Origin of the sequence: Thalassococcus sp. S3 (genome assembly GCF_004216475.1) — a bacterium.
In the GTDB taxonomy this organism is placed as follows: Bacteria; Pseudomonadota; Alphaproteobacteria; order Rhodobacterales; family Rhodobacteraceae.
This window is the reverse complement of the sequence record NZ_CP022303.1, coordinates 4,451,260-4,473,889: the sequence shown is the minus strand read 5'-3', so window position 1 is coordinate 4,473,889 and position 22,630 is coordinate 4,451,260. Positions and strand designations below refer to the sequence as shown.

The following is a 22,630-nucleotide window of genomic DNA, read 5'->3' as shown; positions in this document are numbered from 1 at the left end:
CTATCGTTGCAGGATAGCGTCCTCCCAGGCGGCAATGAATTGGGCGCGTTTGGCCTGATCCAGAAAAACCAACAGACCGGGCCCCAGGCGGATCGGTCTGCGCTGCCCTGCTTCCTTCAACGTCTCGTTGGGGAGGGGGATAGATCCAGGCCGCTCCCACGCCGCTTGGAGCAGATGGTTCAAGAACCGCTCCGCACCCTCCCTGTTCTGTGCCGTATCCAGAACAAGGATCGAGCGGAGCATGGTCGTGGTAAAGTCCTCGGGCTCAATGATGTGCAAACGGTCCGCCAAATCCGGGCGCGCGCGGGCGTAGCTGCCAAGGACGTTATAGGCGACTGCCAGGCGCCCGGCGCTGACATCGTCGATCATGTCGGAAGAACAGCAATAGAGCGTCGTGCCAAGACTGCCGAACACTTCCGATAATCTCCAGAACGCTTCGGATATACGGCTGTCTTGCGTTGCGAAGATATAGCCGACACCAGCGTCCCTTATATCGTAGGTGCCGACGCGGCCTTCGAACCTTTCGGGATGATCGCGCAGCACTTCGATCAGTTCCTGACGGGACGCCGGAAGAGGCAAGCCCTCGAAGGCATCGACAGACAGAACCATCGTTGCGGGCTCCTGCGTGAAGGCAAAGACGCTGTCACGCCACTTTGCCCAATCGGGCACCAGTGCCGTCGCACCGGACGTCACCGGACGCGCATAGCCGTCATTGGCCAGCTTCGTCTGCAGGTCCATTGCGGACGAGACGACCAGGTCAAAGTCTTGCGATCCATCGAGCACGGCTTTCATCACTTCGGTGCTCAGTGCCGAGGTATAAACGACCTCTGTCCGTCGATGCGCGTCCTGAAAGCTTTCGATCACCGGGCGAAAGAGATCGAGGTCGGTGCTGGACAGGATCCTGAGGCTGTCCCGTCTGTCCGCGACGGGGAACAGTGTCTCGGACTCCATTTCAAAAGCCCATGCCGGTATCGCGCAGATCGCTATCAGCGCGGCAAGTAGACGTCGACGCATGCGCCTTTCTCCCCGGATCTGTCTGCTAAGGTCAGTCCCCCGCCATGGGCCTCGAACACCTGGGCTGCGATGGTCAGTCCCAAACCGGAACCGACCGTTCCTTCGGCTGCCTGGCCACGCACGAACCGTTGCCGAAGCCTATCCGGCTCCTCCAGTCCAAAGCCCGGCCCCTGATCCAAAACACGAACATGCGCGCTCTCTTCCGTCAGGCGTGTTTCGACGGTGATATCGGATTCAACCGGGGCGTATTTGATTGCGTTGTCGAGGATATTGGTGATCGCGTTTTGCACAAGAATACCATCGACTTTGACTGGCGTTGTCTGGTCAAGATCCGTGTGCAGGGCGATATCGCGCAGTTCGGCGACGGGCCGCAGGCGGTCAACGACGTCTCCGACGCAACTCGCCAGATCCACCTCTGTCCGGTCAAGCGCTTCGGTTCTGAGGTTCACCATCGCCTGATCCAGAAGCTGCCCCGCCGTGCGGGAGCTTTCGTCGATCGCGCGGATCATCTGGCGGAGGGCCACGCGGTTATTATTCATCCGCATTTTTCGCATGATGACCTCTGCCTGGGTCCGTACCGTTGCAAGGGGGGTGCGCACCCGGTGCGCCGCCTCTGTGATGAACTCTTCGGACCGCTGAAGTGACCGCGACAGCCGCCCAGTGAAGTCGTTCAACGCGTCGACAAGCGGCCCCATTTCCTCGGGCACATCGGCGCGAAACGGCCTTAGGTCGTTCGGCCCGCGCCGCGCCACGGACCCGGCAAGATCCTGAAGCGGGCGAAACACCCTGTTCACCGTCCAGATCGAAAGAACCGATGCGATCAGGAAAAAACCCAAGCCCAGCACCATCGCCTGCCGAAAGAGGATGTCCAACCGCTCCTGAAGTCCGTCCTGTGTCTGGGCAAGCGACACGACCACGGGAACGGACTGACCATTGACGGACATCAGACGCGAGGCAGCAACCAGTCTGACCTGAAAATCGCGGTAGTCGGTGGTGAGGTACGAGATTTCATGCACGCCGTCATTCGGCGGCGCCAGGTCCTCATAACCCGTCAGGAAGGTCTCACCCGCGTCGATCCGATAAAACACCCGGTCATCCGACACCGTCCCCAGCATCGACAACGCGGCGTAGGGGATATCGACAACGATCTGTCCGTCGCGTTCGGATACGTTTTCAAGGATGGAGGTTGTCGAGGCAAGCAGGACGTTGTCTTGCGACTCCGTCGCGATCTGCTGGCCAAAGCGTTGGAACATCACGGCCAGGATCGCAGCCAGAATAGCCGCGCTGCCGATCAGCTGGACGCCCAGCCTGCGTCGCAGCGACCCTGACTTTCGCGGCCAGACCGTCATCCGATATCCAACCGGTAACCCAGCCCACGGATCGTGCTGATGGACACATTCGAAGCGGCAAGATGCTTGCGCAGCCGCCCCACATAGACCTCGATTGCGTTTTCCGAAACGTCTTCATCAAATGAAAACAGCCGATCTACAAGCTTTGGCTTCGAGAAGATTACGTTGGGATTGTCGGCGAGCAACTCAAAGAGACGCAGTTCACGATTGCGCAGCTCGATGATGCGGTTCTCAATCGTGAGCGTCCCGCCCAGCCGATTGAACGCGACATCCCCGATTCTCTGCGTGTTGCTGCTGGTGCCCGCGCGGCGGCGCAGGACGGCACGGCAGCGGGCTTCAAGCTCGGCGAAATCGAAGGGCTTCGAGATGTAATCGTCCGCGCCAAGGTCCAGAATGCCGACTTTGTCCGAAACCTCCGACCGCGCGGTGACGGCAATCACCGGGGTGTCGCTGCGAATGTCACGCAAATAGGCCAAGAAGTCACGACCATCGCCATCCGGCAACATTATATCAAGCAAAACAAGATCATAGCTCATGGTGCGCGCATAGTCCTGCGCCGTGGCCAGATCGGCGGCGTGATCCACGACGTGACCGTCGAGTGTCAGGCGGTCTCTGGTCGCCAGTGCCAATTCTCGGTTGTCTTCGATCAGCAGGAATCTCATGCAAATATGTCCGTGTCCACGGCAGTGGTGACAGGTCGGTGTCAGGTTGTCATGTTTTTTACACCGAGATGGGCGGCAACGACCGCCCTTGTCAAATGGGAGGATACCATGACGAAATTCAACCTGACCCGCCGGGTCATGGTGGCTGCGGCTGCGGCCACGTTGTCGTTCGGCGCGCCGGTCTTGGCGGACGGCGATCAGGTGCTGGACAGCGTTCACTTCCTGATACCCGGTGGCGCAGGTGGCGGCTGGGACGGCACGGCCCGGGGGACGGGTGAGGCGCTGACGAAATCCGGTCTGGTCGGACAGGCAAGTTTCGAGAACATGTCGGGCGGTGGCGGCGGCAAGGCCATCGGTTATCTGATCGAAAACGCCGAGAGCCAGCATGGCACGCTGATGGTGAATTCCACACCGATCGTGATCCGCTCGCTCACGGGCATGTTCCCGCATAACTTCCGTGATCTGACCCTGGTGGCCGGCACCATCGGTGACTACGCGACACTTGTCGTGGGCAAGGACAGCGATGTGAACTCCATGGCCGACCTGATTGCGGCCTACGAGGCCGATCCACGCGGCTTTGCCATTGGCGGCGGTTCGGTTCCGGGCGGCATGGACCACCTGGTCGCCGCGATGGTGATGGAAGCCGCGGGCAAGGATGCGCTGGATGTGAAATACATCCCCTACGACACGGGCGGGCCGGCTATGGCGGCGCTCCTTTCGGGTGAGATCAAGGCGCTTTCCACCGGGTTTTCCGAAGCGATCGAGATGGCACGCGCAGGTGAGGTGAAGATCATCGGCGTGACCTCGGATGAACGTGTCGGTACATACGGCGATGCGCCCACGATGAAAGAGCAGGGCATCGACATGACTTTCGTCAACTGGCGCGGTTTCTTCGCGGCGCCGGGCCTGCCGGAGGATAAGCTGGCCATGTACCAGGATGCGCTGACCAAGATGTACGACACGCCCGAATGGGAAGAGGTCCGTGCGCGAAACGGCTGGGTGAATATCCACAATTCCGGCGCGGATTTCTCGGCTTTCCTGGAAGAGCAGGAACAGGTCATCGGTGACCTGATGAAAAAGCTGGGCTTCCTCTAAGAACCCACCACTCCGGCCCCGGCGTTCCGCGCCGGGGTGCGCACCAACATAAAGGGGGACAGGCGATGGCGCTCGATCGCTGGATCGCGCTGATCATTCTGATGATCGCGCTCGCTTACGGCTATGCAGCCTTTTTCACGATGGATGCCACACTGGCCCCGTTCATGCGGCGCAATCCGATCTGGCCATCGACCTTTCCCAAGGTGCTTTCGGTGTTCGCGATTGTCCTGTCGCTGATCATCCTGTTGGGGTTCGAGAAAAGCTCGGGCGAGATCAAGGATGGCGATATCAATTACCGCCGTTTGACGGATTACAAGCTGGGCCAGGCGGTGATCCTGCTGGGCATGATGGTGGCCTACGCACTGTTGCTGAGACCGCTTGGCTTTCTCGCCTCGACCGTGCTTTTCCTGACGATCAGCGCGATGGTTCTTGGAGAGCGCAAGTTGCACATCCTGATCCCGATTGCCGCCGTCGCCGCGGGGTCCGTCTGGTATCTGGTGCAGGAGGTGCTGGGCATCTTCCTGCGTCCCTGGCCGTTTTTCTTGGGGGTCTGAGGCATGCTTGAAGGCATCATGATCGGCCTCTCAACGGCCTTTTCGCTCACAAATATCTTGATGGTCATCGGCGGCTGCCTGATCGGCACCTTCATCGGCATGCTGCCGGGCCTCGGCCCGATGAGCATCATCGCCATCATGATCCCCGTGGCGATCTCCATCGGTGATCCGTCCGCCGCGCTGATCCTGCTGGCGGGCGTCTACTACGGGGCGATTTTCGGCGGCTCGACCTCGTCGATCCTGATCAACGCTCCGGGCGTGGCCTCGACCGTGGCGACCAGTTTCGACGGTTACCCGCTCGCCCGGCAAGGCAAGGCCGGGAAGGCGCTGACCGTTGCGGCCATCGCCAGTTTTACCGGCGGCACGGTGGGCGCGATCCTTCTGATGATCTTTGCGCCCGCGCTGGCCACGGTGGCCCTGCTCTTCCACTCGGCGGAGTATTTCGCGCTGATGGTCGTGGGCCTTTCGGCCATCGCGGCTTTTGCGGGCACCGGGCAGGTGGCCAAGGCGCTGCTGATGACGATCCTGGGGCTGATGATGGCCACCGTTGGTGAAGGGGCTTTGTTCAATATGCCACGGTTCACGATGGGGATCATGGACCTGCAATCCGGGTTCGGCTTCATCACGCTGGCCATGGCGATGTTTGCCTTGCCGGAGGCTTTGTATCTTGTTCTCGATCCCTCCCGCTCGAAAACCGAAGGCGGGGGTGGGGACATCAAGAACCTGCGGATTACAAAAGACGAGGCGCGCCAGATCGCGCCTGTCGTGGGCCGGCAATCGGTGCAGGGCTTCCTGATCGGCGTTCTACCCGGCGCGGGGGCGACGATTGCGTCCTTCCTTGGCTACGCGGTCGAACGCAACATCGCGCCCAAGAAAGAGCAGGAGCAGTTCGGCAAGGGCAGCGTCAAGGGCCTTGCCGCACCCGAAGCGGCGAACAACGCTGCCAGTACCGGGTCGTTCGTGCCGCTTCTGACGCTGGGCATTCCCGGCTCTGGCACCACCGCGATCCTGCTGGGGGCGCTCATTGCGCTGAATGTCAGCCCCGGCCCGCGCCTGATGGTCGATGAGCCAGAGATCTTCTGGGCCGTCATCATCTCGATGTATCTGGGCAACGTGATCCTTTTGATCCTGAACCTGCCGCTGATCCCCTACATCGCCAAGGTGCTGGCGGTGCCGCGCAACTACCTGATCCCGTTCATCCTCTTCTTCACCCTGATGGGCGCCTATATCGGGCAGAACAACGCGACCGAGCTTCTGTTCCTCGTGGGTCTTGGCATCTGTGCCACGATCCTGCGGTTCGCGGACTATCCTCTGGCGCCGCTGCTGATCGGGTTCATCCTCGGGTCGATGCTGGAGGACAATTTCAGCCGGTCCATGCAGCTTTACGACGGGGCCAGCTTTATCGTTGACCGACCGATGACACTTGCTCTGCTGGCGATCGCAGTGCTGCTGGTGATCCTGCCCAGCTACCGCGCGCGCCGGGCACGGCTGAGGCAGGAAGGTGTTGCGGACGGGGAATAAAGGCGAGACGGTCCTCAGAGTAGTGAGTTTGGTTGCATGCTTACTATAAGTGTGCAACCTATTGCTTTGTCAGGAGGAGGATCGCCGATGTCGGAACAGCTTGGCACATTGGAAGAACTGCCGCAGGATTATCGCGACGGCATGGCTAAGGCAGGCGTCGCGCCGCTCTGGCCGATGATGCGCAATGTGCTGCCGCATGGCGCGCCGAACCCGCAGACGAAGGCCGGGCATTGGTCCTTTGACGCTGTTCGCCCCCTGCTGCTGCGCGCAGGGGAGTTGACGCCGGTCGAAAAGGCCGAACGCCGTGTGCTGGTCCTCTCGGATCCGGGCCGGGGCACGGGGGCGATGCAGGCCACTTCCTCGATCTATCTGGGGCTGCAATTGCTGCTGCCCGGAGAAAGCGCGCCCGCACACAAGCACACACCTTCGGCGGTGCGCATCGTGGTCGAGGGCGAAGGCGGCTTTACCGTCGTGGACGGAGAGAAACTGCCCATGCTGCCCGGCGATCTGGTGCTCACACCCGGAGGCGAATGGCACGACCACGGCCACGAGGGGAGCGAGCCGGTGATCTGGCTCGACGCGCTCGACCTGCCGCTGTTTGTTTACCTCGAAGGGTCTTACGCTATCGAAGGCGAGTTGCAGGCGCAGCGCAACCGACCCGATGCGAGCGATGTGGAATACCTCGCCTCCGGCCTCGCCCCGTCTCGAAGCACTGCCCGCGCGCGGCGCTATCCGATGATGCGCTATCCCTGGGCGCGGACCGAAGCGGCGCTGCGGGAGATGGCGGAATATGGCGAGGGACCCTTGGCGGAGCTGGACTATGTGAACCCGGAGACCGGGGAGGATGTGCTGCCCACGATGGGCTTTACCGCGATGATGCTGAAGGCCGGTCAGGTGGTGTCGCCGCCTCTCCGCTCCGCCTCGGCCGCGTTTCATGTGGTCAAAGGCAGTGGGGTGAGCCGCGTGAATGGTGAGGCGATCACGTGGGGACCGAAAGACACGTTCACCGCGCCGGTCTTTGCCGATATCAGCCATGAAGCCGGCGAAGAGGCGTTTCTGGTGCGCATCCACGACCGCCCGCTGCAAGACAAACTTGGTTATTACGAGGAACGCGCGAAGTGATTGCCCCACTGTTCGATCTGCCCCAGCCCGTGACCATTCCGGTTGCGGGAGAGACCGCCGAATACCCGATTGGCCGCATCTTTTGCGTGGGCCGCAACTATGCCGCCCATGCTGCCGAGATGGGGTTCGAGGTTGATCGGGAGGCGCCGTTTTATTTCACCAAGTCCCCTGCGAATGCCGTTTTGACCGGAGCGAGCCTGCCCTACCCGCCGGGGACGGAGAATTACCATCACGAGATGGAACTGGTCATGGCCATCGGCGCGCCGGTGTTCCGGGCGGATGCCGCCGCCGCGCGGAGCGCGATCTACGCCTATGGCTGCGGGCTCGACATGACGCGCCGCGACCTGCAGATCGCCTCACGCGAGAAGCAAAGACCTTGGGATCTGGGCAAGGATGTCGAAGGGTCTGCCGTGTTCGCGCCCCTGACCAGGGCGGCGGAGATGGGAGAGATCGGGCCCCAGCGCATCCATCTGGAGGTGAATGGAGAGATCCGGCAGGACGCCACGCTGAACGAGCTCATCTGGAAGGTCGACGAAATCATCGTGCATCTGTCGGGCTTCTACCACCTGCGTCCCGGCGACCTGATCATGACCGGAACGCCGGCTGGCGTTGGTCCGGTCGTAGCGGGGGACAAGATCATGGGCGGCGTGGACGGGCTGGCGCCCATCGCGCTGGACATCACGCAGGCTGAATAGGCGATGACGCATGTGGTGATCGCGGGCGGCGGGATCGGCGGCCTTGCGGCGGCCATCGGGCTGGCGCAGAAGGGTGTCGCCTCGACCGTTCTGGAAAAAGCCCCCGCCTTGGGCGAGATCGGCGCGGGTATCCAGCTTGGCCCTAATGCCTTTCATGCCTTCGATACGCTCGGTGTCGGGGACGCGGCGCGGGAGATGGCGGTTTATATCGACAGCCTGCGCCTGATGGATGCCCTGAGCGGACAGGAGATCACCCGCATCCCTTTGGGCGATGGCTTTCGTGCACGGTTCGGCAATCCTTACGCGGTCGTACATCGCGGCGAGTTGCACGGGGTGTTTCTGCGCGCCTGCGAGGCCCATCCGCTGGTGTCGTTGCGCACCGACGCGGGGGTGGCGGGCTATGAACAGGACGCAGCCTCTGCCACCGCCATCCTGCAAGACGGAACTCGGGTCACGGGCGATGCGTTGATCGGGGCCGATGGCCTCTGGTCCAATATCCGTACCCGGCTTGTGGGCGACGGCGCGCCGCGTGTGTCAGGGCACACCACCTATCGCTCGGTCATCCCGACGGCGGATATGCCCGAGGATCTGCGCTGGAACGCGGCCACGCTCTGGGCCGGGCCGAAATGCCATATCGTGCACTACCCGCTCAGCGGCGGGGAAACCTTCAACCTTGTCGTGACCTATCACAATGATGCGCCCGAGCCCGTTGCTGGCAAGCCGGTGAGCCATGACGAGGTGCGCAAGGGGTTCGAGCATGTCAGCCCAAAGGCGCGCCAGATCATCGATCGGGGACGGGACTGGAAGCTTTGGGTCCTGTGCGACCGCGATCCGGTGATGGGCTGGGTTGATCAGCGCGTTGCCCTTTTAGGCGATGCGGCGCATCCGATGATGCAATACCTTGCCCAAGGCGCCTGCATGGCAATGGAGGATGCCGTGTGCCTCGCCCATGAGGTGAGCCAGGCGGATGACATTACAACCGCGTTGAACACCTATCAGGAAAAACGCCGCTTGCGCACAGCACGGGTTCAGTTGCAGTCTCGCCTTATTGGGGAGCATGTCTATCACCCGGACGGTGCCCACGCTGCGTTGCGAAATGCCGTGATGGGGGCCAAAGATCCAGGGGATTGGTACGACGCGATAGACTGGCTTTATGGGAGTACAGGGTTGGAAGGGGCTGTCTCTTCCGGCACAAGAAAAACCGACTGAGCGGTTGAAAAAAGTTTTGGCATTATTGTGCAATATATGCAAACTGCAGCACAATAATGCCTAAAAATAGGGTCGTCAGGGAGGAATCGTATGACCAATCGTAGGACTATGCTGGGAGTTCTGGGTGGGGCCGCCATGCTCGCATTCGGCGCCACGCAAGGCGTCGCACAGGAAGTTACCCTGAAACTGCATCAGTTCCTGCCGGCACAGGCCAACGTGCCCAAGCTGGTTCTGGACGTCTGGGCGGACAATGTCGAAGAGGCCTCCGAAGGCCGGATCAAGATCGACCGCTTTCCGTCCATGCAGCTGGGCGGGCGCCCGCCGGAACTGATGGACCAGGCCATCGACGGCGTGGCCGATATCGTCTGGACCGTGGTCGGCTATACGCCGGGCCGCTTCCCCAGCACCGAAGTCTTTGAACTGCCCTTCATGATGACGAACGCCCGGGCTGCTTCGCGCGCCTATTGGGAGATGTTCGAGAAGCACATGAAGGATACCGAGTTTCAGGATGTCCATATCCTGGGCACATGGGTGCACGGGCCGGGCCTGATCCATTCCAGCCGTCCCGTGGCGACACCCGAGGATCTGCAGGGGATGAAAATCCGGGGCGGCTCCCGGTCGGTCAACTCCCTGCTGACCAAGCTGGGCGCGACGCCGGTGGGGATGCCCGTACCTGCGGTGCCGGAGGGGCTCTCCAAGGGTGTGATCGACGGCACGACCATCCCGTGGGAGGTGACCGCCGCACTCAAGGTGCCGGAACTGGTGGGCAACCATACCGAATTCACCGGCAACGCACTTTACGTGCTGACTTTCGTTCTGGCGATGAACAAGGCGAAGTACGAAAGCCTGCCGGATGACCTCAAGCAGGTGATTGACGACAATTCGGGTCTTGAATTCTCCGTCTTCGCCGGTGGCACCCAAGCCGATGCCGATGGTCCGGCCCGCGCGGCTGCCGTGGAGCGTGGCAACAACATCATCACGCTGGATGAAGCGCAGACCGCTGTCTGGCGCGAAGCGTCCCAGCCGATCTACGACGAATGGGTCGCGGACATGGAGGGCAAGGGCATCGACGGTCAGGCATTGATCGACGAGGCCCGGATGCTGATCGACAAGTACACCGAGTAATCCGGAACTTGGAATTGCGGAGCCGCGCTGCTGGCGCGGCTCCGTTTCTTTGAGGCGTGAGCGGCAAGGGGTGAGCATGCACAGCTTCATGATGGGACTGGCCAGGGTCATGGCGGTTCTGGGCGGGATCGTATTGACAGCGCTGATCCTTTTGACCTGTCTGTCGATCCTCGGGCGAAGCCTGAACGGCGTTTTTCACAGCGACTTTATGGAGGGCATCGCGCCCGGTTTCTCGCAATGGGCGCTGAATATGGGCGTCGGGCCGATCAATGGCGATTTCGAGCTGGTCGAGGCGGGTGTGGCCTTTGCCATCTTCGCCTTTATCCCGCTTTGCCAGATCACGATGGGCCATGCCGCCGTCGATATCTTCGCCAACCAGTTGCCCCGCTGGTTCGACCGTATCTGGCGCGTGGTGATCGAGGTGGTCTTTGCCGCCGTGCTGATCCTGATCGCGGTGCAGCTTTATGACGGGATGCAGTCTAAGATGCGGTATGGGGAGACCACGTTCCTTATCCAATTCCCGATCTGGTGGGCCTATGCGGCCAGCCTTGTTGGTGCGGTCGTGTCAGCCATCGTGGGCACGTATCTTGCGGTGATGCGCCTAGTGGAACTTGTTTCGGGCCGTCAGATCCTTCCCGAAGGTGCCGGAGCGGAACATTGACCAATCTTGAAATCGGGATCGCGTCGTTTCCCGCCCTTATGGCGCTTATCTTCCTTCGGGTACCCATCGGGCTGGCCATGTTTCTTGTCGGGCTCGTCGGTCTGGTCTTTGTGACCGATGGCACCATCGTGCCGCTCGCCCGCCTGAAAAACGAAACCTATACGACCTTCTCAAGCTATTCGCTGTCCATCGTGCCGATGTTCCTTTTGATGGGCCATTTTGCCACCCTTGGCGGCATGTCTCAGGCCTTGTTCAAGGCCGCCGAAGGGTTTCTGGGCCACCGCAAGGGCGGTGTCGCCATGGCGTCCATCGGGGCCTGCGCGGGTTTCGGGGCGATCTGCGGCTCGTCGCTTGCGACGGCGGCAACGATGGGCCGTGTCGCCTTGCCGGAACTGCGGCAATACGGGTATGCAGGCGGCTTTTCGACGGCGACGCTTGCGGCTGGCGGAACGCTGGGCATCCTGATCCCGCCCTCGGTCGTGTTGGTGATCTACGCGATCCTGACCGAGCAGAACATCGCCAAGCTGTTCCTCGCTGCCTTTATCCCCGGCATCCTCGCCGCCATTGGCTATGTCATCGCCATCTCGATCTATGTCCGTCTCTACCCCGATTCTGCGGGCACCAAGCCGCCCGTTCCGATGGGTGATCGGTTCAAGGCACTGCTCAAGGTCTGGCCAGTGCTTCTGGTCTTTGGCCTTGTGGTGGGCGGCATCTATGGCGGCTGGTTCACCCCCACCGAGGGCGCGGCCGTCGGTGCCCTGGGCACCGGGCTGATCGCGCTTTTTAACGGCGGCCTGACGCGCAGCACGCTGATCGAAAGCTTCACGGTCACAGCCCGCTCCACCGCGATGATCTTTTTCATCGTTCTGGGCGCGGCCTTTTACAACGGCTTTCTCGCGCTCACTCAGGTGCCGCAGGAGCTGTCGAATTACGTGGTCTCCCAAGGGTTCAGCCCCTGGATGGTGCTCAGCCTGATCCTTGTCTTCTACCTTCTCTTCGGCTGCCTGATGGACAGTCTGTCGATGATCCTGCTGACCGTGCCGATCTTCTTCCCGGTCATCAGCGCCCTGGATTTCGGGATGAGTGCCGAACATGTGGCGATCTGGTTCGGTATTCTGGTTCTGATCGTGGTGGAGGTCGGTCTGATCACGCCCCCCGTCGGCATGAACCTCTTCATCATCAATGCGATGGATCGCACCACGAAGATGATCGAGACCTACAAGGCGGTGCTGTTCTTTGTGGGCTCTGACATCATTCGGGTGATTATTCTGGTAATGTTCCCGGCGATCACGCTGTTCCTGCTCCCGAACTAGGGTGGCCGGGGCAAGTCCTCATCGGCGTCGGTGATCTGGCCGCGCTGTCGGCCTTATGGTGATGTCGGGACGACGGCCCGCCTGTAGAGGTGCCATGTCGCATGTCCCAGAACCGGCAGCACAAAGATCAGCCCCATAAAGAGCGTGCCGATCCCCAGTCCAAGAAGCACCACAACCACAGCGCCCCATGCCGCCACAGCCCGTGGATTTTGCTGAGCCAGCCGGATGGAGGTGCCGACAGCTTTCGGAATGCCGACATGCCGGTCGATGAGCAGGGGAAAGGATACAATGCTGATAGCAAGTACGGCGACCGCGAAAACAAAGCCGATGCCGAGGCCCGCAACCAGCATCACCCAGCCCTCGGACGTCGTGAAGACGTCCCGCAAGAGCGACAGCGCCGAGATGGGAGGTTCAGGTCCAAGGGTTAGAATATAGAGGGCGTAAGCCGTGAGCATCCAGAACACGAAGAGCATCGCAAGATAGAAGCCGAGCACCAGCATCGGAACGAAGGATGGCGACCCCATCACGCTAAATGCATCGCTCCACCCTGTGCTGAGCCCGTGCTCTCGCCGTCGGCTCATTTCGTATAAACCGATTGCGGCGACGGGGCCGAGCAAGGCAAAGCCTGCGACGACCGGAAAGAGGAGCGGAAGAAGCTCACGGTTCAGGGCAAACGCGGTGAGCATAAGCCCGACAATGGGATAGATCAGCACGATGAACATCACGTCGGTGCGCAGCGCCATGAAATCTTCGACGCCCTTCTGCAGTGCGCTTTTAAGATCCTGCAGAGTGAGGTCGCGAACTTCGATGCGTGTGCGGTGATCGCTGCGCATTTCGCCGGTGCCTTCACCGACATGTTGCGAGGTTTTTGTAAGCGCTTGGGCGGCCCATGAAAGGGGGTTACCAATCGTCTTGACCATGACCAGTCTCCTTTAAGAAGAACGCTTCCGGTCCGTGTAGGATCGGGATTTGCCTTGGGTGACGTAAGGGAAGCTTACCACATTCTTCGCAGGGCCGGTCGATGGATCTGATTTTTCACGGGGATCTGTCAGTTTCAGCCGTCGAAACCGCGCCGTCCGACTGAATTGCCGTCAGATCGGTATGAATGCCCCCGGCAGAAAAATCGGCTATGCATTATAATGCTAATATTTTTAGCAATATCTTGCATGAAAAAGGAATCAATGCATCATGATGGCGGTGAGTCAGCGCGGGCTTCTGGAGGAGGCGCCCGGTTTCGTTGAAAGGACCGAAGCCGGCGACGTCATCAAGCCGGACCGGGACGGGAGGAGATACAATGAGTGTGACCGGCAACGCTGCCAGCTACTTCTTAGATCGGCATCTGGCCGAAGGCCGCGCGGGCAAGTCGGCCTTTCGCGAAGCCGCAGGGAAGAAGCGCAGCCTGACCTACGGAGAGTTGGCTGACCAGACGGCACGCGTCGCGGGCGCGTTGCGGCGTCTGGGCATCCAGAGGGAGGAGCGTGTCGCCATGCTCGTCCTGGATCAGATTGAGTTTCCAGCGATCTTCTGGGGCGCTTTGAAGGCGGGCGTGGTTCCGGTGCCTCTCAACACGCTGTTGGCGACGCAGGTCTATGATGTCATCCTCAAGGATAGCCGCGCGGCCTGCCTTTTTGTCTCTTCCGAACTTCTTTCGGTGGTCGAACCCTTGCTGGAAGATCACCCGACACTGCGCGCGGTTGTCGTGATCGGAGAGGCCCCCGAAAATCTGCAGAGCTTTGAAGACTTCATGCAGGGTGCAGAACCGGCCAAGACGCTGGATGTCAGCGCGGATGAGATGGCGTTCTGGCTCTACTCGTCCGGTTCCACCGGGCAGCCAAAGGGTGTGCGGCATGTACACGGCAGTCTCAAGGCGACATCAGACACATATGGCGCTCAGGTTCTGAGGATCTGTGAGGACGACACGATCTATTCAGCCGCGAAATTGTTCTTCGCTTACGGTCTCGGCAATGCGATGACGTTCCCGATGTCGGTGGGGGCAACGACGGTCCTGTTTCACGGTCGCCCCACGCCCGAAGCGACGCTCGACATTCTCAGCGCTGAACAGCCTACGATCTTTTGCGGTGTGCCCACGCTTTATGCCGCGACCGTCGCGCATCTCGACCAGCTAGAGATACCCAAGGTGCCGCTGCGCACCTGCATCTCTGCCGGCGAGGCTTTGCCGGAGGAGATCGGCAAGTCATGGCGCAAGATCTGGGGCGTCGATATCCTCGACGGCGTTGGATCGACCGAAATGCTGCACATTTTCCTGTCGAACCGCGCGGGCGACGTGGTTTATGGCACCTCTGGCACGCCGGTGCCCGGCTATGATGTGCGACTGGTCGATGAGGCGGGGGCGGATGTGCCGAATGGCGGGATCGGCGAATTGCTGGTGCGCGGCGCCTCGGCCGCCGATGGTTATTGGAACAAGCGCGACAAGAGCCGCGCGACGTTCGAAGGTGAATGGACCCGCACGGGCGACAAATACGAGCGCGCGGAGGACGGTCGCTTCATCTATTGCGGGCGAACGGATGACATGTTCAAGGTCTCCGGCATCTGGGTCTCGCCTTTCGAGGTCGAGCAATCCCTGGTCGCGCATCCGTCGGTTCTGGAGGCCGCTGTGGTGGCCGCGCGGGACGCGGACGGGCTGGAAAAGCCCAAGGCCTTCATCGTGCTGAAAGAGGCGGCGAAGGCCGCGCCGGATGACCTGAGATCCTTCGTGAAGGATCAGATCGGCAAGTGGAAATATCCCCGCTGGATCGAGGTTGTGCCCGACCTGCCCAAGACGGCGACCGGCAAGATCCAACGCTTCAAGCTCAGAGAGGATGCATAATGCTCGATTGGTCGGACAGCCCGAAGAAGCCTTTGGCGGTGAACGGCGTCACACTGGACTATGCCTGCCACGGCCCCGCGCCCGATCAGGCGCCCACAATCGTGATGCTGCACGAGGGGCTGGGCTGCGTGGCGCTCTGGCGGGACTTTCCTGAACAGGTGGCCAAGGCGACGGGGTTCGGCGTCTTCGTCTATTCGAGGCAAGGCTATGGCCAGTCCGATCCGGTCGATCTGCCCCGCCCGCTCGACTTCATGACGCGGGAGGCGGTGGATGTACTGCCCCATGTGCTGGACCAGATGGGTTTTGAGCAGGGCATTCTTTTTGGTCACAGCGATGGCGCTACGATTGCAGCGATCTACGCAGGCGGAGTAGTGGACCACCGCGTGCGCGGCCTGATCCTGATGGCGCCGCATTTCTTTACTGAGGAGAGTGGGCTGGAAGCGATCAACGCAGCCAAGGGAGTGTTCGAGAGCGGATATCTAAGCGACCGGATGGCGAAGTATCACCGAGATCCGGACGGCGCCTTTCGGGGCTGGGCGGACACCTGGCTCGATCCCGGGTTCCGCGATTGGCATGTGGGGGAGGCGATTGATTACTTCCGCATCCCGACGCTCGCCATCCAGGGGCGGGACGATCAATACGGCACACTCGCCCAGATCAGCGAGATTGAGGAACGCAGCTATGCGCCGGTTGATACAGTGATTCTGGATAACTGCCAGCACGCCCCGCATCAGGAGCAGCCGGGGAAGACGCTGGCTGCTGTGGTTGAGTTTGCCGCAAGACTGAAGCGGATCGAGGAGGAGCAGGTGGAGATCGCCTGATCTCTGTCGAGAGTTGCACTATAATGCGTACATTTACGGTAGTTCGGCAATGTTAGCGCATTATCGTGCATATTTACCTTTACTGGCTCAATGATGAGCATTAAAGTGCATCTCATACTATTGATTGGAGCCTTGCCCCATGTCGAAGACCATCGACTTTCAAACCGACCCGTCAAAATACCGGCATTGGCGGGTAGAGTATGAGGGCGAGGTTGCGCGGCTCATCATGGACGTGGATGAGGCCGGCGGGCTTTTTGACGGATACGAGCTTAAGCTGAATTCCTATGATCTGGGTGTGGATATCGAGCTGTCCGACATCGTTCAGCGGATGCGGTTTGAGCATCCCGAGGTGAAGGTCGTCGTGATGCAGTCCGGCAAAGAGAAAGTTTTCTGCGCCGGTGCCAACATCCGCATGCTGGGCGGCGCAGCCCATGCGCATAAGGTGAATTTCTGCAAATTCACCAACGAGACACGCAACACCTACGAAGCAGCCGAAGCCGACAGCGGCCAGAAATACATCGCCGCTGTCAAAGGCGCCTGCGCCGGCGGCGGGTACGAATTGGCGCTGGCCTGCAACTACATCATGTTGACCAACGACAGCGCCTCGTCCGTGGCCCTGCCCGAAGTGCCCCTGCTGGCCGTTCTGCCCGGCACCGGCGGGCTGACCCGCGTGACCGACAAGCGCAAGGTGCGCCGGGACCGCGCAGACGTATTCTGCTCCATCGAGGAGGGGGTTAAGGGACAGCGGGCCAAGGATTGGCGGCTGGTCGATGAGGTGGTGGCGAATTCGAAATTCGACGAGGTCGTGGCCGAGCGCGCCCAGGAATTCGCGGCGCAATCGTCGAAGGCTGACGGGCTGACGGGCATCGCCTTGAAACCGCTCCAGCGCAGCTTTGCCGAGGATGGGTCGGTCACCTATTCGCTGGTCGAAGTCGCCATGGACCGTGATGCGGGGCGTGCGACCCTTACCATCAAGGGGCCAGATAGCGAGGCGCCCGCTGACGCGGATGCATTACAGGCCGAGGGCTCCGACACCTACATGCTCCGCCTCGCACGGGAGTTGGACGATGCCATCCTGCATCTCAGGCTGAACGAACGCAATCTTGGCCTGATCGTTTTTGCGACGCAGGGCGACCCGGAGCGCGTGCAGGCGCATGAGGACCTGCTGCTCGCCCATGCGGATCACTGGCTGGCCAACGAAATCCTGAAATACTGGAAGCGCGTGCTCAAGCGCATCGACATGACCTCCCGCAGCCTCGTGGCGCTGGTCGAGCATGGCTCTTGCTATACCGGCGTGCTGGCGGAGCTGCTTTGGGCCGTCGACCGCAGCTATATGATGCTGGAGGAGTTCGAGGGCGACAATCGCCATATGGCGACGGTCACGCTCAGCGACAGCAATTTCGGCACCTACCCGATGGGCAACGACCTGAGCCGCCTGGAAACACGCTTTCTGGGTGAACCGGAAATGGTGGAGAAAGCCCGCGCCCAGATCGGCGAGGCGCTGGAGGCCGAGGATGCCGATGAGCTAGGTCTGGTAACCTACGCGCTCGACGATATCGACTGGGAAGACGAGGTGCGCCAGTTCATGGAAGAGCGCGCCAGCTTTTCCCCCGATGCGATGACGGGGATGGAGGCGAACCTGCGCTTTGCTGGGCCCGAGACGATGGAGACGCGGATCTTTGGCCGTCTGACCGCCTGGCAGAACTGGATTTTCCAGCGCCCCAACGCGGTGGGCGAGGATGGTGCGCTGCAGCGCTACGGCACGGGCATGCGCGGGCAATACGACATGGAGCGCGTCTAGGCGCGCGAAGGGGTGGGCGAAGTGCCCCACAAAGGGTTGGGCCGCGCGGCATACTTCGCGTGGCCGGTTTAGGGAGATGAGGAATGCTCGATCTGATCAACGTGAGTTACGACTCGCAGATCCCCAACAATGTGGGTCTGTCCAACGACAAGAAGGTGCTCAAGGCGCTGGAGAAATGGCACCCCGGTTACATCAACTGGTGGAATGACCTGATCCCTCAGAATTTCCAGGAATCGCTCGTTTACCTGCGCACCGCCGTGTCGGTCGATCCCAAGGGTTGGGCCAAGTTCGACTATGTGAAGATGCCCGAATACCGCTGGGGTGTTCTGCTGGCCCCCGCTGTCGAAGATCGCCGTATCCCCTGCGGCGAGCACGCTGGTGAGCTGGCCTGGCAGGAAGTGCCAGGAGAGTATCGCAACATGCTCAAGCGCCTGATCGTGATCCAGGGCGATACCGAGCCGGGCTCGGTCGAGCAACAGCGCTTCCTCGGCCTCACCGCGCCGTCGCTTTACGACATGCGCAACCTCTTCCAGGTGAATGTCGAAGAAGGCCGTCACCTTTGGGCGATGGTCTATCTGCTCTTCAAGTATTTCGGCCGTGACGGGCGTGAAGAGGCGGACGATATGCTGCGCCGTTCCTCCGGCTCAGAGGAAGCGCCGCGGATGCTGGGCGCGTTCAACGAAGAGACGCCGGACTGGCTGTCCTTCTTCATGTTCACCTATTTCACCGACCGCGACGGCAAGATGCAGCTTGAGTCGCTGGCTCAATCGGGCTTCGACCCGCTCAGCCGCACCTGCCGCTTCATGCTGACAGAAGAGGCTCACCATATGTTCGTGGGCGAAACCGGCGTGGGCCGCACCATTCAGGCCACGCTGGAAGCGATGCAGAAGGCGGGCATCACCGACCCCTACGACATCGACAAGATCCGCGATCTGGGCGTGATCGACCTGCCCACGATCCAGAAAAAGCTGAACCTGCACTATACGCTGTCGCTGGATCTCTTCGGACAGGAAGTGTCGACCAACGCCGCCAATGCGTTCAACGCCGGTATCAAAGGCCGGTATATGGAGCAGCGGATCGAAGACGACCACAAACTGACAGGCGACACCTACAAGGTCGCGAGCATCAAGGACGGCAAGATCGTCACCGAAGACGCACCCGCCCTGACCGCGATCAACATGCGCCTGCGTGACGATTATGTCCGCGATGCATCCGGCGGCCTGCGGCGCTGGAACAAGCAGATTTCCCGCACGGGGATCGAGTTTGAACTGAAGCTGCCGCATGAAGGTTTCCACCGTCAGATTGGCGTCTTTGCCAACCAGCCGATTGATCCGGACGGCAATTTCCTCAGCCGGGAGGAATGGGACGCCCGTCGCGACGAATGGCTGCCCACCAAAGAGGACGGCGCCTTTATCCAATCGCTCATGAAGCCGTGCTATGAGCCCGGAAAATATGCAAGCTGGATTTCGCCACCCAAGGTTGGCATCGACAACAAGCCCGGCGACTTCGAGTATGTTAAGCTGCACATGGCGTGAGGCCTGACCCCGGGCGCCACAAGGCGTCCGGGCACCTGACATTTGCAAAGGGGACGACCGATGCAGATTGACCGGATGACACTCAAGCCAGAGCAATCGCCTCTGGCCAGCAACGGCGCCTATTGCGCGCTGGAATGCAAGGACTGCAAGGGGCTTTGCCTTGCGGTTTACATGATGTTGACCCCTGACGAGCAGGATGCGCTCTATCGCCTGATGGTGGAGCCAGAGCCGCAGCCTGTGGGGCACTGCTAAGACCCCTGCGCGCGGGGACAAGGAAAGAGGCCACGGAATGAAAGTTGGAATTTACTACGGGTCCGAGACGGGCAATTCGGAAATGCTCTGCGAGGATATCGAGGCTGAGCTGGGCGGTGATTTCGACTGTCATATCGCCAGCCTCGCCGATGTGGACCCGGCCGCGATGGAGCGTGAGACATTCTATATCTTCGTGACCTCGACCTACGGCAATGGCGATCTCCCGTCCACGGCCCTGCCGTTTGAGGAGGCGCTGACCCAAGGCAAGCCGGATCTCAGCGGCATTCGCTTTGCGATCTTCGGGCTGGGCGATCAGGTCTTTTCCGAGACGTTCAACCACGGCTCCATGAAGCTGGCCCAGATGCTGAAAGGGCTAAAGGCCGAACAGATCGGGGAGCGGGGCATTCACGACGCGTCGTCCTTCGAAATGCCCGAGGATATCGCGCTGCCCTGGGTAGGCAGGATCATGGAGGAACTGAAGGCCAAGGTGGCCTGAGGTGAGCCCCGCGCAAGGCGCGTTCTGCCATGAGATCCGGGTGACCTGGGGCGATTGCGACCCCGCCAAGATCGCCTATACCGCCCGCCTGCCCTGGTTCGCGCTCGACGCGATCAACGCGTGGTGGGAGCATCATCTGGGCGGGCATGGCTGGTATCAGCTTGAGCTTGACGACAACATCGGCACGCCCTTCGTGCATATGAGCATGGATTTCCGCGCGCCGGTCACCCCGCGCCACCGGCTGATCTGCGAGACATGGCCGTCCAAGCTGGGCACTTCGTCGATCGAGTTCAGCATGAAGGGGTGGCAGGACGGCGTGCTGTGCTTCGAAGGACGCTTTGTCTGCGTCTTCACCATCGCCGATCAGTTCAAATCCCAGCCCGCGCCGCGCCATATCCGGGAGGTGGTCGAACCGCTCGTCCGCGCTCCGGTCGCAGCACAATAGTGCAGGTCTTTCCGGGCATGACGTGGGAAACAATTTGAATACGTGCAGGTATCGCCCTAGGCTTATGCAATAAAATACATAAACCTGGGGACATATGGCCGAGCTTTCGACAGTTGACACGCAGGAGACGGAGGCGGACCGCATCGTCACCGCGCTGATCCACCGCGTCGGCGACCGCGTGCGCAAGGCGCGGGAGCGCAAGGGCATCCCAAGGCGGGTGCTGTCGGAGATATCGGGCGTCTCCCCCCGCTATCTGGCGCAGTTGGAGGCGGGGGAAGGGAATATCTCCATCGGTCTTCTGCAGCGCATCGCCATCGCGCTTGATCACCGTATCGAATGGCTGATGGGGGAGGATGACCCCTGGTCCTCTGACGCGTTGCGGGTGGCGGACCTGTTTCGTGCGGCCGGATCGGATGTGCAGCAGGCTGTCCTGCGCACCCTTCTGCCGGAGCCGGAAGAGACCATGCGCGCCCATCGGATCTGCCTGATCGGCTTGCGCGGTGCCGGCAAATCGACCCTCGGCGCCTTGGCCGGAGAGGCGTTGGGCGTGCCCTTCGTGGAGTTGAACCGCGAGATCGAGGCGCAAAGCGGGATGCCGGTGGAGGAGGTCATGGCGCTTTACGGCCCAGAGGGCTACCGCAAGCTGGAGGCGCAGGCGCTCAGCCGGGTGATCACCCGGCACGACAGGATGATCCTCGCCGTGGCAGGCGGCATCGTGGCGGAGCCGGAGACCTACACCAAGCTTCTAGCGCATTTTCATACGATCTGGGTCAGGACCTCTCCGGACGAGCATATGTCCCGCGTGCGCGCGCAGGGTGACGAACGCCCAATGGCCGGCAATCCGGAGGCGATGGAGCAGCTCAAGTCGATCCTGACGAGCCGCGAGGCGCTCTATGAAAAGGCGGTAGCACAGCTTGATACGTCCGGCAAGACAGTGGACCGGTCGCGCGACGAGCTTCTGGCGCTCATCGCCGAGCGGAAGCTGCTGCCCTGACCCCCATGACCCGCATTGCCGTGCTGGGCGCAAGCACCACGGGCGTGGCTTTGGCACAGGCCTGTCGCGCCGCAGGCTATGACATTGCCCTGATCGAACCAGATGCGGGCGCGGCTGAGCGGGCAGCGCATTTTCTGGGAAAGACGGCATCGCCTTTGACCGTGGACACGTCGACAGGGGCCCTCGCCACCGCGGATCTGATTCTCGAAACGCTGGACGAGGCAGAGGAGCGGGCAGCACTCTATGCCGAAATGCCCCGCAACACGGTGGTGGCCAGCACCCGCGCCGATGGTCTGGCGGATCTCGCGACCGATCCGACATGCGCCCTGGGCCTGACCGTGTTCACGCCGATGCATCTGCGCAGCCTGACAGAGATCATGCCATTGGCCGAAACCGGTGCTGCCGCGCAAGAGGCGCTGAGCACGCTCTTGCATCGCCTCGGTCGTGTCGCGGTGGTGATCCCACCGGGTCACCCCTCTATCGGGCTGCGTCTGCTCGACCGGTTTCAGGAGGCCGCCGATACCCTTCTGATGGACGGCGCCATCCTGTGGGAGATCGACGAGGCGATGGTCGCTTTCGGCTTTGATCTTGGCCTCTACGAGGCGCAGGATCTGGCGGGTCTCGACACCGCCTATGCGCGCCGCAAGGCCACGCCGCGAGACCCCGCGCGGCGCTATATCCCCATCGCCGACCGCGCCGTGCAGGAGGGTCGGCTGGGCCAGAAGATCGGCTGGGGTTGGTATCGCTATCCGGGCGGCGGCGGCGCGGTGATCGACCCGCTGATCGAGGATCTGGTGCGGGAAGAAGCCTGGTTCGCCAAGGCCCCACAACGCGAATTCGAAGCGGACGAGATTCAGCGGCGTCTGACCCTCGCGCTGATCAACGAAGCCTCTGCAATCCTGGGCGATACGCCCGGAATGGATGCGCCGATGATGGATCGCATTTCGGTGACCGGCCTTGGCTTTCCCAAGGTGAAGGGCGGCGTGCTGAGCTACGCTGACACACTCGGTGTGGCAAAGGTCTTGCCGGCGTTGCAGGAGCTATCCGAAGAAGACCCTATCGCATGGGCGCCGGCGCCGCTGATCCTGCAGGCGGCACAATCTGGCTCCAGGCTGTCTGAAATAGGCCGATAAACACAA

The 22,630-nt window shown here is 61.4% G+C and carries 22 protein-coding genes; 18 read left to right on the top strand and 4 right to left on the bottom strand.

Going from position 1 to position 22,630, the window contains the following annotated elements:
* Genes CFI11_RS21965 through CFI11_RS21955 form a run of 3 tightly spaced genes read right to left on the bottom strand, consistent with a single transcriptional unit; the run spans position 1 to position 3,025 of the window.
* On the bottom strand, positions 1-1,014 hold the full coding sequence (locus tag CFI11_RS21965) for an ABC transporter substrate-binding protein (protein WP_130409626.1): 1,014 nt from the start codon (positions 1,012-1,014) through the stop codon (positions 1-3).
* Entirely contained in the window at positions 987-2,363 is a 1,377-nt protein-coding gene (locus CFI11_RS21960; protein ID WP_130409625.1) for a sensor histidine kinase, read from the bottom strand. Before CFI11_RS21960 ends, CFI11_RS21965 begins: the two co-directional genes overlap by 28 nt.
* Positions 2,360-3,025: a response regulator transcription factor gene (locus CFI11_RS21955; RefSeq protein WP_130409624.1), complete on the bottom strand. Its 666-nt coding sequence runs from the start codon at positions 3,023-3,025 to the stop codon at positions 2,360-2,362. Before CFI11_RS21955 ends, CFI11_RS21960 begins: the two co-directional genes overlap by 4 nt.
* A gap of 108 nt (positions 3,026-3,133) precedes the next feature.
* Between CFI11_RS21955 and CFI11_RS21950 the strand changes: the two genes are divergently transcribed.
* From CFI11_RS21950 to CFI11_RS21910, 9 genes are all read left to right on the top strand, one after another.
* Positions 3,134-4,120: a tripartite tricarboxylate transporter substrate binding protein gene (locus tag CFI11_RS21950; protein ID WP_130409623.1), complete on the top strand. Its 987-nt coding sequence runs from the start codon at positions 3,134-3,136 to the stop codon at positions 4,118-4,120.
* Positions 4,121-4,185: 65 nt separating this feature from the next.
* Positions 4,186-4,674, top strand: coding sequence for a tripartite tricarboxylate transporter TctB family protein (locus CFI11_RS21945; RefSeq protein ID WP_130409622.1), 489 nt, complete (start codon positions 4,186-4,188; stop codon positions 4,672-4,674).
* Positions 4,675-4,677: 3 nt separating this feature from the next.
* Positions 4,678-6,195: a tripartite tricarboxylate transporter permease gene (locus tag CFI11_RS21940; RefSeq protein WP_130409621.1), complete on the top strand. Its 1,518-nt coding sequence runs from the start codon at positions 4,678-4,680 to the stop codon at positions 6,193-6,195.
* Positions 6,196-6,282: 87 nt separating this feature from the next.
* Positions 6,283-7,317 (top strand): cupin domain-containing protein, encoded by a 1,035-nt coding sequence (locus CFI11_RS21935; RefSeq protein ID WP_130409620.1) that lies wholly within the window; start codon positions 6,283-6,285, stop codon positions 7,315-7,317.
* Positions 7,314-8,012: a fumarylacetoacetate hydrolase family protein gene (locus CFI11_RS21930; protein WP_130409619.1), complete on the top strand. Its 699-nt coding sequence runs from the start codon at positions 7,314-7,316 to the stop codon at positions 8,010-8,012. Before CFI11_RS21935 ends, CFI11_RS21930 begins: the two co-directional genes overlap by 4 nt.
* A 3-nt stretch (positions 8,013-8,015) precedes the next feature.
* Positions 8,016-9,221 (top strand): 3-hydroxybenzoate 6-monooxygenase, encoded by a 1,206-nt coding sequence (locus CFI11_RS21925; RefSeq protein WP_130409618.1) that lies wholly within the window; start codon positions 8,016-8,018, stop codon positions 9,219-9,221.
* 90 nt (positions 9,222-9,311) lie between these two features.
* Positions 9,312-10,346: a TRAP transporter substrate-binding protein gene (locus CFI11_RS21920; RefSeq protein ID WP_130409617.1), complete on the top strand. Its 1,035-nt coding sequence runs from the start codon at positions 9,312-9,314 to the stop codon at positions 10,344-10,346.
* A gap of 76 nt (positions 10,347-10,422) precedes the next feature.
* Entirely contained in the window at positions 10,423-11,007 is a 585-nt protein-coding gene (locus CFI11_RS21915) for a TRAP transporter small permease (protein WP_130409616.1), read from the top strand.
* The gene (locus tag CFI11_RS21910; RefSeq protein ID WP_130409615.1) at positions 11,004-12,320 is read left to right on the top strand and encodes a TRAP transporter large permease; all 1,317 of its coding nucleotides are present in this window, start codon (positions 11,004-11,006) and stop codon (positions 12,318-12,320) included. The genes CFI11_RS21915 and CFI11_RS21910 overlap by 4 nt, the downstream gene beginning before the upstream one ends.
* A gap of 53 nt (positions 12,321-12,373) precedes the next feature.
* Here the strand turns inward: CFI11_RS21910 and CFI11_RS21905 are convergent, their stop codons facing one another.
* Positions 12,374-13,240, bottom strand: coding sequence for a DUF2189 domain-containing protein (locus CFI11_RS21905; RefSeq protein ID WP_130409614.1), 867 nt, complete (start codon positions 13,238-13,240; stop codon positions 12,374-12,376).
* A gap of 374 nt (positions 13,241-13,614) precedes the next feature.
* Here CFI11_RS21905 and CFI11_RS21900 point away from each other — a divergent pair, with 374 nt between their 5' ends.
* The 9 genes from CFI11_RS21900 to CFI11_RS21860 all read left to right on the top strand — a co-directional run bounded on the left by CFI11_RS21900 (position 13,615) and on the right by CFI11_RS21860 (position 22,624).
* A complete protein-coding gene (locus tag CFI11_RS21900) occupies positions 13,615-15,147 on the top strand; it encodes a benzoate-CoA ligase family protein (protein ID WP_130409613.1) in 1,533 nt (510 codons plus the stop codon).
* Positions 15,147-15,968: an alpha/beta fold hydrolase gene (locus CFI11_RS21895; protein ID WP_130409612.1), complete on the top strand. Its 822-nt coding sequence runs from the start codon at positions 15,147-15,149 to the stop codon at positions 15,966-15,968. The genes CFI11_RS21900 and CFI11_RS21895 overlap by 1 nt, the downstream gene beginning before the upstream one ends.
* Positions 15,969-16,107: 139 nt before the next feature.
* Positions 16,108-17,769 (top strand): 2,3-epoxybenzoyl-CoA dihydrolase, encoded by a 1,662-nt coding sequence (boxC, locus tag CFI11_RS21890; protein WP_130409611.1) that lies wholly within the window; start codon positions 16,108-16,110, stop codon positions 17,767-17,769.
* Positions 17,770-17,852: 83 nt separating this feature from the next.
* Positions 17,853-19,304: a benzoyl-CoA 2,3-epoxidase subunit BoxB gene (gene boxB / locus CFI11_RS21885; RefSeq protein ID WP_130409610.1), complete on the top strand. Its 1,452-nt coding sequence runs from the start codon at positions 17,853-17,855 to the stop codon at positions 19,302-19,304.
* A gap of 60 nt (positions 19,305-19,364) precedes the next feature.
* Entirely contained in the window at positions 19,365-19,556 is a 192-nt protein-coding gene (locus CFI11_RS21880; RefSeq protein WP_130409609.1) for a hypothetical protein, read from the top strand.
* A 37-nt stretch (positions 19,557-19,593) separates the two neighbouring features.
* The gene (locus CFI11_RS21875; RefSeq protein WP_130409608.1) at positions 19,594-20,052 is read left to right on the top strand and encodes a flavodoxin family protein; all 459 of its coding nucleotides are present in this window, start codon (positions 19,594-19,596) and stop codon (positions 20,050-20,052) included.
* A gap of 1 nt (position 20,053) precedes the next feature.
* The gene (locus CFI11_RS21870) at positions 20,054-20,497 is read left to right on the top strand and encodes a thioesterase family protein (RefSeq protein WP_130409607.1); all 444 of its coding nucleotides are present in this window, start codon (positions 20,054-20,056) and stop codon (positions 20,495-20,497) included.
* Between the two features lie 94 nt (positions 20,498-20,591).
* Positions 20,592-21,491 (top strand): helix-turn-helix transcriptional regulator, encoded by a 900-nt coding sequence (locus CFI11_RS21865; protein WP_130409606.1) that lies wholly within the window; start codon positions 20,592-20,594, stop codon positions 21,489-21,491.
* 5 nt (positions 21,492-21,496) lie between these two features.
* A complete protein-coding gene (locus CFI11_RS21860) occupies positions 21,497-22,624 on the top strand; it encodes a 3-hydroxyacyl-CoA dehydrogenase family protein (RefSeq protein ID WP_130409605.1) in 1,128 nt (375 codons plus the stop codon).
* Positions 22,625-22,630 lie beyond the last annotated feature (6 nt).

Coding starts and splice junctions, on each gene's coding strand:
- CFI11_RS21935 (WP_130409620.1), top strand. CDS start 6,283: ATGTCGGAACAGCTTGGCACATTGGAAGAACTGCCGCAGGATTATCGC.
- CFI11_RS21865 (WP_130409606.1), top strand. CDS start 20,592: ATGGCCGAGCTTTCGACAGTTGACACGCAGGAGACGGAGGCGGACCGC.
- CFI11_RS21905 (WP_130409614.1), bottom strand. CDS start 13,240: ATGGTCAAGACGATTGGTAACCCCCTTTCATGGGCCGCCCAAGCGCTT.
- CFI11_RS21925 (WP_130409618.1), top strand. CDS start 8,016: ATGACGCATGTGGTGATCGCGGGCGGCGGGATCGGCGGCCTTGCGGCG.
- CFI11_RS21965 (WP_130409626.1), bottom strand. CDS start 1,014: ATGCGTCGACGTCTACTTGCCGCGCTGATAGCGATCTGCGCGATACCG.
- CFI11_RS21955 (WP_130409624.1), bottom strand. CDS start 3,025: ATGAGATTCCTGCTGATCGAAGACAACCGAGAATTGGCACTGGCGACC.
- boxC (WP_130409611.1), top strand. CDS start 16,108: ATGTCGAAGACCATCGACTTTCAAACCGACCCGTCAAAATACCGGCAT.
- CFI11_RS21945 (WP_130409622.1), top strand. CDS start 4,186: ATGGCGCTCGATCGCTGGATCGCGCTGATCATTCTGATGATCGCGCTC.
- CFI11_RS21950 (WP_130409623.1), top strand. CDS start 3,134: ATGACGAAATTCAACCTGACCCGCCGGGTCATGGTGGCTGCGGCTGCG.
- CFI11_RS21915 (WP_130409616.1), top strand. CDS start 10,423: ATGCACAGCTTCATGATGGGACTGGCCAGGGTCATGGCGGTTCTGGGC.
- CFI11_RS21860 (WP_130409605.1), top strand. CDS start 21,497: ATGACCCGCATTGCCGTGCTGGGCGCAAGCACCACGGGCGTGGCTTTG.
- boxB (WP_130409610.1), top strand. CDS start 17,853: ATGCTCGATCTGATCAACGTGAGTTACGACTCGCAGATCCCCAACAAT.
- CFI11_RS21920 (WP_130409617.1), top strand. CDS start 9,312: ATGACCAATCGTAGGACTATGCTGGGAGTTCTGGGTGGGGCCGCCATG.
- CFI11_RS21895 (WP_130409612.1), top strand. CDS start 15,147: ATGCTCGATTGGTCGGACAGCCCGAAGAAGCCTTTGGCGGTGAACGGC.
- CFI11_RS21880 (WP_130409609.1), top strand. CDS start 19,365: ATGCAGATTGACCGGATGACACTCAAGCCAGAGCAATCGCCTCTGGCC.
- CFI11_RS21960 (WP_130409625.1), bottom strand. CDS start 2,363: ATGACGGTCTGGCCGCGAAAGTCAGGGTCGCTGCGACGCAGGCTGGGC.
- CFI11_RS21875 (WP_130409608.1), top strand. CDS start 19,594: ATGAAAGTTGGAATTTACTACGGGTCCGAGACGGGCAATTCGGAAATG.
- CFI11_RS21900 (WP_130409613.1), top strand. CDS start 13,615: ATGAGTGTGACCGGCAACGCTGCCAGCTACTTCTTAGATCGGCATCTG.
- CFI11_RS21940 (WP_130409621.1), top strand. CDS start 4,678: ATGCTTGAAGGCATCATGATCGGCCTCTCAACGGCCTTTTCGCTCACA.